Origin of the sequence: Streptomyces sp. NPDC088923 (assembly GCF_044749745.1) — a bacterium.
Classification (GTDB): domain Bacteria; phylum Actinomycetota; class Actinomycetes; order Streptomycetales; family Streptomycetaceae; genus Streptomyces.
Genome location: NZ_JBIVIO010000001.1, coordinates 2,408,076 through 2,423,091, shown reverse-complemented (window position 1 = coordinate 2,423,091; position 15,016 = coordinate 2,408,076). Strand labels below are relative to the sequence as shown.

11 protein-coding genes and 1 riboswitch are annotated in these 15,016 nt (G+C 74.9%); of the genes, 7 read left to right on the top strand and 4 right to left on the bottom strand.

Annotated features, from left to right (window positions below; genetic code table 11):
• Positions 1-181 precede the first annotated feature (181 nt).
• The 4 genes from ACIP4O_RS10915 to ACIP4O_RS10900 form a co-directional block, all read right to left on the bottom strand.
• Positions 182-1,780 carry an ABC-F family ATP-binding cassette domain-containing protein gene (locus tag ACIP4O_RS10915; RefSeq protein WP_361325823.1) on the bottom strand — a complete coding sequence of 533 codons (1,599 nt, stop codon included), beginning with the start codon at positions 1,778-1,780 and terminating at the stop codon, positions 182-184.
• Between the two features lie 237 nt (positions 1,781-2,017).
• The gene (locus ACIP4O_RS10910; protein ID WP_401573669.1) at positions 2,018-3,442 is read right to left on the bottom strand and encodes a hypothetical protein; all 1,425 of its coding nucleotides are present in this window, start codon (positions 3,440-3,442) and stop codon (positions 2,018-2,020) included.
• 579 nt (positions 3,443-4,021) lie between these two features.
• Positions 4,022-5,161: an alpha/beta hydrolase gene (locus ACIP4O_RS10905; protein ID WP_401573951.1), complete on the bottom strand. Its 1,140-nt coding sequence runs from the start codon at positions 5,159-5,161 to the stop codon at positions 4,022-4,024.
• A gap of 674 nt (positions 5,162-5,835) precedes the next feature.
• Positions 5,836-6,516 (bottom strand): class II aldolase/adducin family protein, encoded by a 681-nt coding sequence (locus tag ACIP4O_RS10900; RefSeq protein WP_401573667.1) that lies wholly within the window; start codon positions 6,514-6,516, stop codon positions 5,836-5,838.
• 139 nt (positions 6,517-6,655) lie between these two features.
• Between ACIP4O_RS10900 and ACIP4O_RS10895 the strand changes: the two genes are divergently transcribed.
• From ACIP4O_RS10895 to cobO, 7 genes are all read left to right on the top strand, one after another.
• A complete protein-coding gene (locus tag ACIP4O_RS10895; protein ID WP_401573665.1) occupies positions 6,656-7,384 on the top strand; it encodes a lysozyme in 729 nt (242 codons plus the stop codon).
• Between the two features lie 237 nt (positions 7,385-7,621).
• Positions 7,622-8,914 carry an anion permease gene (locus ACIP4O_RS10890; protein WP_401573663.1) on the top strand — a complete coding sequence of 431 codons (1,293 nt, stop codon included), beginning with the start codon at positions 7,622-7,624 and terminating at the stop codon, positions 8,912-8,914.
• A gap of 11 nt (positions 8,915-8,925) precedes the next feature.
• Positions 8,926-9,201: a hypothetical protein gene (locus tag ACIP4O_RS10885; RefSeq protein WP_401573661.1), complete on the top strand. Its 276-nt coding sequence runs from the start codon at positions 8,926-8,928 to the stop codon at positions 9,199-9,201.
• A 139-nt stretch (positions 9,202-9,340) separates the two neighbouring features.
• Positions 9,341-9,473: riboswitch (cobalamin riboswitch) on the top strand.
• Between the two features lie 110 nt (positions 9,474-9,583).
• On the top strand, positions 9,584-10,540 hold the full coding sequence (locus ACIP4O_RS10880; protein ID WP_401573659.1) for a cobalamin biosynthesis protein: 957 nt from the start codon (positions 9,584-9,586) through the stop codon (positions 10,538-10,540).
• On the top strand, positions 10,537-12,051 hold the full coding sequence (locus tag ACIP4O_RS10875) for a cobyric acid synthase (protein ID WP_401573657.1): 1,515 nt from the start codon (positions 10,537-10,539) through the stop codon (positions 12,049-12,051). The genes ACIP4O_RS10880 and ACIP4O_RS10875 overlap by 4 nt, the downstream gene beginning before the upstream one ends.
• 100 nt (positions 12,052-12,151) lie before the next feature.
• Positions 12,152-14,287, top strand: a complete 2,136-nt coding sequence (locus tag ACIP4O_RS10870) for a putative cobaltochelatase (RefSeq protein WP_401573655.1) — start codon at positions 12,152-12,154, stop codon at positions 14,285-14,287.
• Entirely contained in the window at positions 14,287-14,886 is a 600-nt protein-coding gene (gene cobO, locus ACIP4O_RS10865; protein ID WP_401573653.1) for a cob(I)yrinic acid a,c-diamide adenosyltransferase, read from the top strand. Before ACIP4O_RS10870 ends, cobO begins: the two co-directional genes overlap by 1 nt.
• Positions 14,887-15,016 lie beyond the last annotated feature (130 nt).

Here is a 15,016-nt window from a genome sequence, read left to right as displayed (position 1 = left end):
GGAACTTCGGGGGGCCGGGAATATCACTCGGCGACACTCCCGGATACGAGGTGTTCTCACCCAGATGACGGAGTTCCGGCACGGCCGAATGATCGAGTAGTCATCGATCATTCGGCCGTGCCGGGGTGATCTCGTGCGCTCCCCGGGGCGGAATCGCGCGGGTGAGCGGGCCCGGAGCGGCTCAGGCGAGGGCGACGAGGTCGCGGTAGCCCGCGCCCCACAGGTCCTCGATGCCGTCGGGGAGCATGATGATCCGCTCCGGCGAGAGCGCCTCGACGGCGCCCTCGTCGTGGGTGACGAGGACGACGGCGCCCTTGTAGGTGCGCAGGGCGCCGAGGATCTCCTCGCGGCTGGCCGGGTCGAGGTTGTTCGTCGGCTCGTCGAGGAGGAGGACGTTGGCGGCCGAGACGACGAGCGTCGCGAGCGCGAGGCGGGTCTTCTCGCCGCCGGAGAGGACCGCGGCGGGCTTGTCGACGTCGTCGCCCGAGAAGAGGAAGGAGCCGAGCACCTTGCGCACCTCGACGAGGTCGAGGTCGGGCGCCGAGGAGCGCATGTTCTCCAGGACCGTGCGCTCGGGGTCGAGCGTCTCGTGCTCCTGGGCGTAGTAGCCGAGCTTGAGGCCGTGGCCCTCGACGACCTCGCCGGTGTCGGGCGTCTCGACGCCCGCGAGGAGGCGCAGGAGCGTCGTCTTGCCCGCGCCGTTGAGGCCCAGGATGACGACGCGCGAACCCTTGTCGATCGCGAGGTCCACGTCGGTGAAGATCTCGAGCGACCCGTACGACTTCGAGAGGCCCTCGGCGGTGAGCGGGGTCTTGCCGCAGGGCGAGGGGTCGGGGAAGCGGAGCTTGGCGACCTTGTCGGACTGGCGTACGTCCTCAAGACCCGCGAGGAGACGTTCGGCGCGGCGGGCCATGTTCTGCGCGGCGACGGTCTTGGTCGCCTTGGCGCGCATCTTGTCGGCCTGCGCGTTGAGCGCGGACGCCTTCTTCTCGGCGTTCTGCCGCTCGCGCTTGCGGCGCTTCTCGTCGGCCTCCCGCTGCTGCTGGTAGAGCTTCCAGCCCATGTTGTAGATGTCGATCTGGGAGCGGTTCGCGTCGAGGTAGAAGACCTTGTTGACGACCGTCTCAACCAGTTCGACGTCGTGGGAGATCACGATGAAACCGCCGCGGTAGGTCCGCAGGTAGTCGCGCAGCCAGACGATCGAGTCGGCGTCGAGGTGGTTGGTCGGCTCGTCGAGGAGGAGGACGTCCGCGTCGGAGAAGAGGATGCGGGCGAGCTCGATGCGGCGGCGCTGACCACCGGAGAGGGTGTGCAGCGGCTGCCCGAGCACGCGGTCGGGCAGGCTCAGCGCGGCGGCGATCGTGGCGGCCTCGGCCTCGGCCGCGTAGCCGCCCTTGGTGAGGAACTCGGTCTCCAGGCGCTCGTAGCGCTTCATCGCCTTCTCGCGCGTGGCGCCCTTGCCGTTCGCCATGCGCTCCTCGTTCTCGCGCATCTTGCGCAGGGTCACGTCGAGGCCGCGCGCGGAGAGGATGCGGTCGCGGGCGAGGACGTCGAGGTCGCCGGTACGGGGGTCCTGCGGGAGGTAGCCGACCTCGCCCGAGCTCGTGATGGTGCCGCCGGCGGGCTGCCCCTCGCCCGCGAGGCACTTGGTGAGGGTGGTCTTGCCCGCCCCGTTGCGGCCGACGAGCCCGATGCGGTCGCCCTTGGCGACGCGGAAGCTGGCGTTCTCGATGAGGATGCGGGCGCCGGCGCGCAGCTCGATGCCGGTGGCGGTGATCATGGACGTACTCCTGGGCGTGTGGGACGGCGGGGGGCGGGGCGGGGCGGAATGCCGTCGCGCTAGTGCGCAAGGAGGGGGGCCATGGCTTCAGTCTAACCGGGAGACGAGGGTGCCCTTTCTGCGGGTTGGACTCGCGGGGCTCCGCCCCGGGCCCCGCTCCTCAAGCTCCCCCAGCCTTCGGCCGGGGGTACCCCCAGGAGGGGCTGGGATTTCGGCCTTTCGGCCCGGGGCTCGCGGTCAGCCCCCCGTGTGGACCTGGAAGGCGGCTCTGCGGACCGCTTTGGCCAGGGCGGGGTCGGGGTGGGCGGCGGCCAGGGCCAGGAGGACCTGGACCGTGAGGGGGTGGGCGGCGGAGCGGACCTCTTCGAGCAGGGCCGGGATCGTGGGCTGGTGCGCGGCCTCGATGTGGCGCACCAGGAGTTCGGTGTCGCCGTGGTCGTTGAGGGCCGCCGCCGTGTCGATCCACAGCCAGGTCGATTCCTCGCGGGTGAGGAGCGCGTGCGCGTCCTCGGCGTCGCCGCCCTCCTGCTCGGCGAGCCAGAGCAGCGCGTAGGGGCGCAGCGGCAGGTCCGCGCTGACCTCGCGCACGCCGGGCTCGGCGGGGGCGCCGACCGCGCGCAAGGCCTCGAAGGCGAGCTGGCGCAGCAGCGCGTCGTCGCCCCGCGCGGCGTCGAGGAGTTCCTGCACGGCGGTGCCCACGGTGCGGGCGGCGATCCAGGCGCGGTACTCGGCGCGGGCCTCGCCCGGGCGCAGCCGTACGCAGCCGCGCAGCATGTCCTCGGCGGACTGCTCGATGTTCCCCGCCGGGGACTGCGCGGCGACGCAGATCTGTTCGAGCTTGACCCATACCGCCCAGCTGCCGAGCGGGGTGAGCGCGATCTCGCCGCCCGCCCCTTTCGGCAGCGTGAGGGCGCCGACGCCCGCGAGCCGGTCGAGTGCCCAGTCGAACAGCTCGGGGAGCGGGGCCGGGGAGGGCGCGGTGAGGCCGGGCGCGGGCAGTTCGCAACGCGCGTCACGCAGTTCGGTGATCCGCTGTTCGAGGAGGTCGAGCAGCTCTTCGCGGGGGGCCGTGCCGGCCGAGAGCTGAAGCACCGAGAGGAGCTGCGGCATCGCCTCGACGACCTCGGCGACGGCGGTGGGGTCGATGGGGGTGGCGGACTCGGCCTGGGCCGGGTGGAAGAGCGACCAGGCGTCGAAGAGCGCGACCCAGCCGCGCAGGACCGCCATGTCGTCGCGGTCCCAGGCGCGCAGCCGCCAGCCGGGGCGGGCGTGGCCGCCGTGGGTCTCGACGAGCCCGGCGAGCCGGGCGGCGTCCCAGTGGGCGCGCACCTCGGCGGGCCCGAGGCCGAGCGCGGCGGCGGCCGCGGCGGACTGGGCGGGGCTGAGCGTGCCCTCGTGCCCGCGGGGGGCCGGGGGTGGGGTACCGCGCAGCGGGCCGGTGGCGGCGGGGCGGAGGGCGTCGGCACTCCAGCGGGCGAGCGCGGCGGCGCCGGCGAGGACGGTGCGGGCCGCGCGGGCCAGTTCGGCGGGTGGCGGGGTGCCCTCCGGCGGGCGGGGAGCGGGACGGCGTGGCCGCCCTTCCGCGACCGTACGGACGGGAGCCGCGAGCGGGGCGCGGCCGACGAGTCGGAGCCTGGAGTCGCGCGGGATACGGGACGTCACGCAAGGCAGTCTCCCCGGTGACGGGCCGAAAGCCCAAACGGAATGAGCGAGACCGGTACGAATGGGGCCGTAGGCCCCTGTGTGCGGGGGCGGGGGTGCCGTCCTGCGGGGGCGGCTCGCGGGGCTCTGCCCCGCGCCCCGTTCACGGGGCTCCGCCCCGGGCCCCGCTCCTCAAACGCCGGAGGGGCTGGATTTGTGGCCCCGCTCCTCGAACGCCGGAGGGGCTGGGCTTGTGGGCGCCGCTCCTCGAACGCCGGAGGGGCTGGGCTTGTGGGCGCCGCTCCTCAAACGCCGGAGGGGCTGGATTTGTGGCCCCGCTCCTCGAACGCCGGAGGGGCTGGATTTGTGGCCCCGCTCCTCAAACGCCGGAGGGGCTGGGCTTGTGGGCGCCGCTCCTTGAACGCCCGAGGGGCTGGGCTTGTGGGCGCCGCTCCTCGAACGCCGGAGGGGCTGGGCTTGTGGGCGCCGCTCCTCGAACGCCGGAGGGGCTGGATTTGTGGCCCCGCTCCTCGAACGCCGGAGGGGCTGGGCTTGTGGGCGCCGCTCCTTGAACGCCGGAGGGGACGGTTTTGTGGGGGGTTACATCAAGGGGGTCAGGAAGCGGCGGAGGGATTCCTCGTAGGTGGTGGGGTCGCGGTTCCAGACCGCGCTGTGGGGGGCGTTCTTGACCGTGTGGGTGACGATCAGGTCGGGGCGGGAGCGGGCGAAGGCGCGGGCCAGGGGGTAGGGGGCGAGGGCGTCGTCCTCGCTCTGGGCGAGGAGAACCGGTACGCGCAGGGCGTGGGGGTCGGCCGCCCTGTCGACCCGTTCCTTCGGCAGGCCCGCGCGGCCCTCCGCCGCCCGTACCGCGAGCGGCAGGACGAAACCGGGGGTGCGGCGGGCCCTCGCGAGCCCTTCGAGTGCGTACTGCCAGCTCAGGACCGGTGAGTCGAGGACCAGGCCCGCGATGCGGTCGCGGTGCTCCGAGCGCGCCGCCACGCGCAGCGCCATCGAGGCCCCCGTGGACCAGCCGAGCAGTACGATGCGCCGCGCCCCGTGCCGTACCGCCCACCGCACCGCCGCTTCGAGGTCCTGCCACTCGTCCGCGCCGAACCGCGAGAGCGCGCCCTCGGCCGCCGGGGCGCCCGGGTCGCCGCGGTAGGCGAGGTCGAGCACGGGGAGCTGCTGCCGGTGCAGGAAGTCCATGAGCACGAGGGCGTGTTCCCGTGTCGTGCCCAGTCCGTGCGCGGCGATCACCCACGTCGCGCGCGCCGCCGGGACGAACCACGCGGGCAGCGCGCCCGGCAGGCCCGCGATCTCGACGTCCTCGTAGTCGAGACCCAGCGCCGTGCGCGGGGTGCCCGTGTACACCTGCGGGGTGAACCGCGCGTGCGTACCTGGCTTGAACTCGCCCGCTCCGTCGAGGAGTTCGCGCACCACCGTGTCCGCCCGGTGCGCCTCTGTGTCGAGCACCCGTCCCACCGTCGCGTGCCTGCCGTCCTCGCCCGCCAGGCCGTAGACGCCGGGGCGGAGCGAGGCGAGCGCGCGGGTGAGCGTGACGCGGTCGGCGGTCGCCGTGTGCACGGTGAGTTTCGGCTCGGTGGGCAGCGGGCGGCCGGGGCGGGGCCGCAGGCCCGCCTCGCCCGCCACGCGCCCGGCGGCGACGGCCGCGGCACCGGCGCCGAGGAGGGCGGTCAGCGCCGCCGCGGTCGCTTGGGCGGTGATCTTCACGGTGCGCACCCCGCCAGTCTCCGTCCGCCCCCGCGCCCCGGCCACCGGACGGGCACGGGTGGGTGAGGGGGACGCGGACGAGGCAGCCGGGCGTACGGGCAGGGGGGCGCGTGCGGCGCCGGTCTCCGTGCCGCGGGGCCGGGCAGGGGGGCGCCAGCCTTTGGCGGGGCGGCGGCGGCTCGGGCGGTGGCGGCGGGCCAGGCGGGCGAGCCGGACCAGACGGCGGGCGGTGAGGGCCGGGCCGACGACGGGGAGGCGGCGGGCGACGAGGAGCACGCGGAAACGGGTGGGGAGGCGGCGGCTGAGATGTCGGCCGAAGTGGTGGGGGGCGGGGATGCGGGGCAGGGCGGTACGGCTCGGTTTCGGCACGGGACGATTCCTCTCCGGGCACCTGCGGGATGTGGAGCGCCTTTCAGGCGTCTTCCCCTTCTCGGCCGGTCCTCCCGCGCTGGGCGGTCAGTGCGCTCGTGCGGCGCAGTGGTGACGGGGCGGGGGAGGTCGCGGGGCTCCGCCCCGGGCCCCGCTCCTCAAACGCCGGAGAGGCTGGAAGCTGCGGGCCCGGATGCGGAGGGCAGTGCTCGCCGGGAGGGACTCGCAGGGCTCCGCCCCGCACCCCGCTCCTCAAACGCCGGAGGGGCTGGAAGTGGCGGGCCGGACGCCGGCCAGGCCGGGCTTGTGGGGTGTCAGGCCGGGGGCTGTCCGTAGGTGCTCAGTGCGGCGGTCGCCTCCGTCAGTTCCTCGGGGGTCAGGACGCGTGGTGTGCGGGCGGGGAGTGCTGCGGCCGTGAGCCAGACGTGGCAGAGCCATTCGAGCTGGGCGGTGCGGTCGTAGGCCGTGGGGAGGTCGGGGGCGAGGGTCAGGGTGCCGTGGTGGGCGAGGAGGCAGGCGGTGCGGTCGGTCAGGGCCGTGCGGGCCGCGTCGGCCAGGGCCTCGGTGCCGTAGAGGGCGTAGGGGGCGACGCGGACGGGGCCGCCGAACAGGGCCGTGACGTAGTGGACCGGCGGTATCTCGTCGACCAGGAGCGAGGCCGCCGTCGCGTGCACCGCGTGCGTGTGGACCACGGCCCTGGCCTCCGGGCGGTCGCGGTGGACGGCGAGGTGGAGGGGGAGTTCGCTCGTCGGGCGCAGGCCGCCGAGTACCTGCCGGCCCGCCATGTCGACGGCCACCACGTCGTCCGGGCCGAGTTCCTCGTACGGGACGCCCGTCGGTGTCACGAGGATCAGCGTGCCGAGCGCCGGATCGTCGACCCGCAGCGAGACATTCCCCGAGGTGCCCGTGACGAGTCCGTCGGCGACGCTGCGGCGTGCCACGGCGAGCAGTTCCGTCCAGGCGGCGCGGGTGCCGGGTCCAGGGGTCCGTTCCATGCCCGTATCCTCGCAGCCGCTCCGGCGGGGGCGCGGACGGATGAGCGCGGCGAATCGCGGGCTTATTTCCCGCTTTACATATGGATCAGCCGTTACGCTCGGCGCGATTTCCGTCCGTCCTCTCCTCTTCGGGGGCCCCATGAGGCGTCTACGCCGCACCCGTTCCGCCCTGCTCGGCCCGGCGGTCCTCGCCGCCGTGACACTCTCCGTGACCCCGGCTCTCGCGGCCGGGCCCGAGGGGCCGCGCGGGCACGACGTCTCCGCACACCAGGAGACGGTGGACTTCGCCGCGGCGCGGAAGAAGGGCGCGCGGTTCACGTACGTGAAGGCGACCGAGTCGACGACGTACCGCAGTCCCGTCTTCGAGAAGCAGTACGGCGGTGCCGCCAAGGCGGGGCTGCTGCGCGGCGCGTACCACTTCGCGCTGCCCGACCGCTCCTCCGGCACCCGGCAGGCCGCCTTCTTCGTCCGCAACGGCGGCGACTGGCGGCCCGACGGACGGACGCTGCCGCCGGCGCTCGACCTGGAGACGAACCCGTACGACGCCCAGCACAAGTGCTACGGGATCAGCAAGCAGAAGATGCGCGCCTGGATCAGCGACTTCAGCGACGAGACGCTGCGGCTGACCGGGCGGCGACCGATGATCTACACGACCGCGCACTGGTGGAACACCTGCACCGGACGCAGCACCGCCTTCGCCGACACGCACCCGCTGTGGCTCGCGAACTGGGGAGAGAGCCCGGGTGAGCTGCCGGCGGGGTGGACGTACTGGACGTTGTGGCAGTACGCGGTGAAGGGGCCGCTGCCCGGTGACCAGAACGTGTTCAACGGCTCCGCGGCGGACCTGGAGCGCTTCACGGACGGCTGAGGCGAGCGGCGCGGGCAGGGGGCGCGGGGCGCGGCGGCGGTGCGGGGACGGGAGGGGCGGCGGTGCGGGGACGGGGCGCAAGCGGAATCCGCGCGGCGGCGCCCCGGGTCCCGCGCGCGGCCCCCGCGCCGCGTCACTCCGGTTCAGGTCACCACAGCGCCCGCCCCAGTTCATCTTCCGTTCACTCGGATTGCTTACGTTCGGCGTGACATTGACGTCCAACAGAAGCCTGGGTAAATGGAACACATCACGCTTCTCCTCGGGATCGTGATCGTCACCGCTCTCGTGTTCGATTTCACGAACGGTTTCCACGACACCGCCAACGCGATGGCGACCACCATCTCCACCGGCGCCCTCAAGCCCAAGACGGCCGTGGCGATGTCCGCGGCGCTCAACCTCGTGGGTGCCTTCCTCTCGGTGGAGGTCGCCAAGACGATCTCGGGGGGAATCGTCGACGAGTCCGGGCTCAGGACGGAAGTGATCTTCGCGGCGCTCGTCGGCGCCATCCTGTGGAACCTCGTCACCTGGCTGCTCGGCCTGCCCTCCAGTTCCTCCCACGCCCTCTTCGGCGGGCTCATCGGGGCCGCTGTCATGTCGGCGGGCTTCTCCAGCGTCAACGGCGGCACGATCGTCACCAAGATCGTGATCCCGGCCGTGGCGGCGCCCGTCGTCGCGGGCCTCGCCGCCTTCGCGGCGACCCGGCTGACGTACCGGCTGACCCGCGACGTCGACGAGAAGACCGGGGCGAAGGGGTACCGGGTGGGGCAGATCGCCTCCGCCGGGCTCGTCTCGCTCGCGCACGGGACCAATGACGCGCAGAAGACGATGGGCATCATCACGCTCGCCCTCGTCACCGGCGACGTGCTCAAGCCGGGGGCCAATCCGCCGGTGTGGGTGATCCTCTCGGCCGGGTGCGCGATCGCGCTCGGCACGTATCTCGGCGGCTGGCGCATCATCCGCACGATGGGCACCGGGCTCACCGAGCTCGCGCCGCCGCAGGGCTTCGCCTCGCAGACCGGCGCGGCGACCGTCATCCTCGCCTCCTCGCACCTCGGCTTCTCGCTCTCCACGACCCAGGCGTGCTCCGGTTCGGTGATGGGCGCGGGCCTCGGGCGCAAGGGCGGCACGGTGCGCTGGTCGACGGCGGGGCGGATGGCGATCGCCTGGCTGCTCACGCTCCCGGCCGCCGCGCTCGTGGGCGCGGGCGCCGAGTTCCTGACCCGGCAGGGCACGTGGGGGGTCGCCCTCACCGGCGTACTGCTCCTCGCGGGAGCCGGGACGATCTACGTACTGTCGCGGCGCCGGCCGGTGAGCCACCACGACGTGACCGGCGACGGCGAACCCGCCGGAGTCGTCACCCAGGCCCTCGCCGCGGTCGCGCCGCCGCCCGCCGGGACACTCACAGTGCCGGTCCAGCCGACGGCGGCCGAGGCGCCGGACGCCCTCCACCCCCCGCTCACGGCGGAACTCCCCGCCCCGCAGGCGACCGAGACCCCGCGCCACACCGCGGGCTCCGGCACCGCGGCCTGAAAGGAACCGGCATGAACATCGACTGGGCGGCCCTCGGCTCCGTCTTCGGCGTGAGCCTGCTCGTCACGGTGGGCCTCGTCGGCGCCTTCGCCCTCGGCATCGCGGGCCTCTCGCGCGCCTCGGCCGCGACGGCGGAGGACGGCGGCGCGGGCGGGGACGCGGGTACGGGCGCGGGCAGCGGTACGGGGACGAGCGGCCAGGCGCTGCTCGCCCGGCTCGGCGCGTACGCCTGTTTCGGGGTGTGCCTCGCGGCGGTCGCGTTCGGGATCTACGTGATCGTGGCCTGAGCGGACCCACCGGCCCCGCGAGGCCCCCGAGGCAGGGGGCGGCGCGGGGCTTTCGCATGACGTGGACGGAGGAGGGGGCGCGGGGCCCCGGCGGCCGATTCGTCCCTCTTGCGTCAAGTGCGAGTTGACGCCCGGTCTCGGGGCGTGATGCACTGCCGGGGCCATTTCGGCGGCTGTGGAGGAAGTACCGGTGCGAATCCGGCGCGGTCCCGCCACTGTGAGCGGGGGGTGATCCCCGTAAGTCAGGAACTCCCGGCGCCGAATCACGTCGTACCAGGGCGCGGACCCTGAGAGTAGGACACCCCCATGCCCGGCATACGCCGCAGTGCGCACCCGCCAGCCCGTCCGCTCCCCCGGCGAGGCGTGAGCGCGGACTGACGCCATGCCTGCCGGACGTGTTTTCGCGGTCGGCGCCACCGTCGGCCTGCTCGGCGACTCCCTCTTCGGCGATCCGCGCCGCGGCCACCCCGTCGCGGGGTACGGGCGCCTCGCGGGCGTCGCCGAGAAGGCGCTGTGGCGCGACCACCGGGGCGCGGGCGCCCTGCACACCCTGCTGTGCGCGGGCGGCGCCACCGCGCTCGCCGCCGTCGTATCGCGTGCCGCCGCGCGCCGCTCCCCCGCCGCGTCCGCCGCGCTCACCGCGCTCGTGACCTGGACCGTCGTGGGCGGTACCTCGCTCGCGCGCGAGGGGCGCGCGCTCGCCGCCGCGCTCGAAGCGGGCGATCTCGCCGCCGCGCGCGAGCGCCTGCCGCACTTGTGCGGGCGCGATCCGCGCCGGCTGGACGCGGACGCGATCGCGCGCGCGGTCGTCGAGTCCGTCGCCGAGAACACCTCGGACGCGGTCGTCGGGGCGCTCGTGTGGGGCGCGCTCGGCGGGGTGCCCGGGCTCGTCGCCTTCCGGGCCGTCAACACGCTCGACGCGATGGTGGGCCACAAGTCGCCGCGCCACCTGCGGTTCGGCTGGTCGGCCGCGCGGCTCGACGACGTCATGGGCTTCCCCGGCGCCCGGCTCACGGCCGGGCTCGCCGCGCTCGTGGGTGGCGGGCCCCGTACCGCGCTCGCCGCGGTGCGCGAGGACGCGCACAAGCACCCCAGTCCCAACGCGGGACCCGTCGAAGCGGCCTTCGCGGGCGCGCTCGGGGTGCGGCTCGGCGGGACGCTGTCGTACGGAGGGCGGGTCGAGCACCGGCCCGTGCTGGGCGCGCGGCGCGGGCGGGCGGTCGCCGTGACCGACGTCGAGCGGGCCGTGCGGCTCTCGCGGCGTGTGACGTGGGCGGCGCTCGGGGTGTGCGTCGCGGCGCGGCTCGTCCTCGCGCGGCGCTCGGGGGGTGCGCGGTGACCGGGGGCGGGCTGCTCGTCGCCGGGACGACGTCGGACGCGGGCAAGAGCGTCGTGACGGCCGGGATCTGCCGGTGGCTGGTGCGGCGGGGGGTGAGCGTCGCGCCGTTCAAGGGGCAGAACATGTCGCTCAACTCCTTCGTCACGCGCGACGGCGCCGAGATCGGCCGCGCGCAGGCGATGCAGGCGCGGGCCGCGCGCGTGGAGCCGAGCGCGCTCATGAACCCGGTGCTGCTCAAGCCGGGCGGGGAGCGCTCCAGCCAGGTCGTGCTGCTCGGGAGGCCGCTCGGTGAGCTGAGCGCGCGCGGCTACCACGGGGGGAAGCAGGCGGAGCTGTTCGGGACGGTCGTGGACTGCCTCGCGGAGCTGCGGCGCACGTACGACGCCGTGATCTGCGAGGGCGCGGGGAGCCCGGCGGAGATCAACCTGCGCCGCACCGACCTCGTCAACATGGGGATCGCGCGGGCGGCCCGACTGCCGGTCGTGGTGGTCGGGGACATCGACAGGGGCGGTGTCTTCGCGTCGTTCTTCGGGACGACGGCGCTGCTCTCGGCCGAGGACCAGGCGCTCGTCGCGGGCTACCTCGTCAACAAGTTCCGGGGCGACGTCTCGCTGCTCGAACCGGGCCTGCGGATGCTGCGGGACCTGACGGGACGGGACACCTTCGGGGTGCTGCCGTTCCGGCCGGGGCTCGGCATCGACGAGGAGGACGGCATGGCCGTCTCCTTGCGCGGGGCGGTGCGCGAGTCGCGGCTCGCGGAACCGTACGGGGATGAGGTGCTGCGGGTCGCGGTGTGCGCCGTGCCGCTCATGTCGAACTTCACCGACGTCGACGCGCTCGCCGCCGAACCGGGCGTCGTCGTGCGGTTCGTGGACCGGGCCGCGGACCTCGTGGACGCGGACCTCGTGGTGGTGCCGGGGACGCGGGGGACAGTGCGGGCGCTGGAGTGGCTGCGCGAGCGGGGGCTCGCGGACGCGCTCGCCCGGCGGGCGGCCGAGGGGCGGCCCGTGCTGGGGATCTGCGGCGGGTTCCAGTTGCTCGGGGAGGTGATCGAGGACGAGGTGGAGTCGCGGGCGGGGACCGTGGCGGGGCTCGGGCTGCTCCCGGTACGGGTGCGGTTCGCGCGCGGGAAGACGCTCGCCCGGCCCTCGGGCACGGCGCTCGGGGAGGCCGTCGACGGGTACGAGATCCACCACGGCGTCGCGCGGGTGACCGGCGGCGACGAGCCGTTCCTCGACGGGTGCCGGGTGGGTGCGGTGTGGGGGACGCACTGGCACGGGTCCCTGGAGAGCGACGGCTTCCGGCGGGCCTTCCTGCGGAGGATCGCCGCGCAGGCGGGGCGGGGGTTCGTCCCGGCGCCGGACACGGAGTTCGGGGCCCTGCGGGAGGAGCAGCTCGACGCGCTGGCGGACCTGATCGAGGAGCACGCCGATACGCGTGCGCTGATGGGGTTGATCGAGCGGGGGGCTCCGGCGGGGTTGCCCTTCGTGCCGCCGGGGGCGCCGGGATGACCTCGCGGGGCCCCGCCCCGGTCCCCGCTCCCCCCTTGCCCCCAGCCTTCGGCGGCCCCCGGAAAGGGCTGGAGATGTTCACCCGAAAGGAAGTCCCCGTATGACCACTCTCGACCATCCCTACCCCTTCACCGCCCTCGTCGGGCAGGACGATCTGCGGCTCGCGCTGCTGCTCAACGCCGTGTCCGGGCGCGTCGGCGGGGTGCTCGTGCGCGGCGAGAAGGGGACGGCCAAGTCCACCGCCGTGCGGGCGCTCACCGCCTTGCTGCCCGAGGTCGAGGTCGTGGCGGGGTGCCGGTTCTCCTGCGACCCGGCGGCTCCCGATCCGCGGTGTCCCGACGGGCCGCACGCTCCCGCCCAGGCGGACGCGCGGCGAGCGGCGCGGATGGTCGAGCTGCCCGTGGGGGCCTCCGAGGACCGGCTCGTCGGCGCGCTCGACATCGAGCGGGCGCTCGCCGAGGGCGTCAAGGCCTTCGAGCCGGGGCTGCTCGCCGCCGCGCACCGCGGCATCCTCTACGTCGACGAGGTCAACCTCCTCGGCGACCACCTCGTGGACCTGCTGCTCGACGCCGCCGCCATGGGCGTCTCCTCCGTCGAGCGCGAGGGCGTCTCCGTGCGGCACGCCGCGCGGTTCCTGCTCGTCGGGACGATGAACCCCGAGGAGGGCGAGCTGCGTCCCCAGCTCCTCGACCGTTTCGGTCTCACCGTCGAGGTCTCCGCCTCGCGCGAGACCGAGGAGCGCGTCGAGGTCGTACGGCGCCGGATGGCGTACGAGGACGACCCCGCCGCCTTCGCCACACGCTTCGCCGGCGACGAGGCGGCCCTGCGCGCCCGGATCGCGGAGGCCCGGGAGCTGCTGCCCCGCGTCGTCCTCGGCGACACCGCGCTGCGTCAGATCGCCGCGACGTGCGCCGCCTTCGAGGTGGACGGGATGCGCGCCGACCTCGTCATGGCCCGTACCGCGACAGCTCTCGCCGCCTGGGCCGGGCGGGAGAGCGTGCTCGCGGAGGACGTGCGGCAGGCCGCGCTCCTCGCCCTGCCGCACCGCGGCCGCCGCAACCCCTTCGACGCCCCCGGCCTCGACGAGGACAAGCTCGACGAGGTGCTCGACGAGAACGCCGGGCCCGAGGGGGAACCCGAGGGACCCGACGACGGGGACGGTCCTGACGGGCCCGGTGGCGGAGGCGGTGTCCCGCCCCAGGGCGGGGGCCCCGAGGACCGTACGGGCCAGGACCGCGGCGACCAGCGCGAGGACGGCGGTTCGGCGGACGGGCCGGGCGACACGCCCCCCGCCCCGTCGGCCCCCTCGGCCCCGTCGGACGCCGAGGGAAAAGGCCCCGCGGGCGCCGCTGAGCAGCCCGCCGCCTCCGCCTCCGCCCCCTTCCGCACGAAGAAGCTGACCGTCCCCGGGCTCGGTGAGGGCGCCGCCGGGCGCCGCTCGCGGGCGCGGACCGCGCACGGCAGGACGACGGGTTCGTACCGCCCGCGCGGCGGCGCGCTCGGCGCGCTGCACCTCGCGGCGACGGTCCGCGCCGCCGCCCCGCACCAGAAGGCGCGCGGGCGCACGGGCGCCGGGCTCGTGGTGCGCAAGGACGATCTGCGGCTCGCGAGCAGGGAGGGGCGCGAGGGCAATCTCGTGCTCTTCGTCGTGGACGCGTCCGGGTCGATGGCGGCGCGGCAGCGGATGGGCGCGGTCAAGGGCGCGGTGCTCTCGCTGCTGCTCGACGCCTATCAGCGGCGCGACAAGGTGGGGCTCGTGACGTTCCGGGGGCGCGAGGCGTCTCTCGCGCTGCCGCCGACGTCGTCGGTCGACACGGCGGCGGCCCGGCTCGCTTCGCTGCCGACCGGGGGCCGGACGCCGCTCGCGGCGGGCCTGTTGAAGGCGCGTGACGTGCTGCGGATCGAGCGGCTGCGCGATCCCGCGCGGCGCGCGCTGCTCGTCGTCGTGACGGACGGGCGGGCGACGGGCGGCCCCGAGCCGCTGCCGCTCGCGCGGCGCGCGGCCGCACTGCTCGCGACGGACGGGACGGCCTCGGTCGTCGTGGACTGCGAGGCGGGGCCGGTACGGCTCGGGCTCGCGGGCGAGCTCGCGGGGCGGCTCGGCGGGAGCGCGGTGACGCTGGACGCGCTGCGCGCGGACGCGCTCGCGGGGCTCGTCAAGGACGTACGGGGCGGGCACGAGGCACGGGGCGTACGCGACATACGCGACGTACGAGGCAACAGGAGGGCTGCGTAATGCCGCAGGGACAGCCGGCCGTCGTGCCGGACGACGGGATGACGACGCGCCAGCGGCGCAACAGGCCGCTGCTCGCGGTCCACACGGGCCCGGGCAAGGGCAAGTCGACGGCCGCCTTCGGGCTCGCGCTGCGCGCCTGGAACCAGGGGTGGCCGATCGGCGTGTTCCAGTTCGTCAAGTCGGCGAAGTGGAAGGTCGGCGAGGAGAACGCGCTGCGCGTGCTCGGGGCCTCGGGCGAGGGCGGCACGGTCGCCTGGCACAAGATGGGCGAGGGCTGGTCCTGGGTCCAGCGCGACGGCCAGGACTCCAACGAGGACAAGGCCCGCGAGGGCTGGGAGCAGGTCAAGCGGGACCTCGCGGCCGAGACGTACCGGCTGTACGTGCTCGACGAGTTCGCGTACCCGCTGCACTGGGGCTGGATCGACACCGCCGAGGTCGTCGACACGCTGCGGGCCCGCCCCGGCAGCCAGCACGTCGTCGTCACCGGGCGCAACGCGCCGCGGGAGCTGATCGACGCGGCGGACCTCGTGACCGAGATGACGAAGGTCAAGCACCCCATGGACGCCGGGCAGAAGGGGCAGCGGGGCATCGAGTGGTGACGTCCCCGCAGGGGTGGGGCGGGGGCCGCGAGGTGTGACACGGACCGCTCGTCCGGCCCCGCCCCGCGCTCCCCGGTGGCCGCTCGGCCCCCGTCCCGCAGCACCGATCCGCCCTCCCGGGCCGCAGCTC

Bases quoted from the DNA above. Each gene is read 5' to 3' on its own strand.
- ACIP4O_RS10915 (WP_361325823.1), bottom strand. From the start codon at position 1,780: ATGATCACCGCCACCGGCATCGAGCTGCGCGCCGGCGCCCGCATCCTC.
- ACIP4O_RS10900 (WP_401573667.1), bottom strand. From the start codon at position 6,516: ATGGAACGGACCCCTGGACCCGGCACCCGCGCCGCCTGGACGGAACTG.
- ACIP4O_RS10895 (WP_401573665.1), top strand. From the start codon at position 6,656: ATGAGGCGTCTACGCCGCACCCGTTCCGCCCTGCTCGGCCCGGCGGTC.
- ACIP4O_RS10890 (WP_401573663.1), top strand. From the start codon at position 7,622: ATGGAACACATCACGCTTCTCCTCGGGATCGTGATCGTCACCGCTCTC.
- ACIP4O_RS10885 (WP_401573661.1), top strand. From the start codon at position 8,926: ATGAACATCGACTGGGCGGCCCTCGGCTCCGTCTTCGGCGTGAGCCTG.
- ACIP4O_RS10880 (WP_401573659.1), top strand. From the start codon at position 9,584: ATGCCTGCCGGACGTGTTTTCGCGGTCGGCGCCACCGTCGGCCTGCTC.
- ACIP4O_RS10870 (WP_401573655.1), top strand. From the start codon at position 12,152: ATGACCACTCTCGACCATCCCTACCCCTTCACCGCCCTCGTCGGGCAG.
- cobO (WP_401573653.1), top strand. From the start codon at position 14,287: ATGCCGCAGGGACAGCCGGCCGTCGTGCCGGACGACGGGATGACGACG.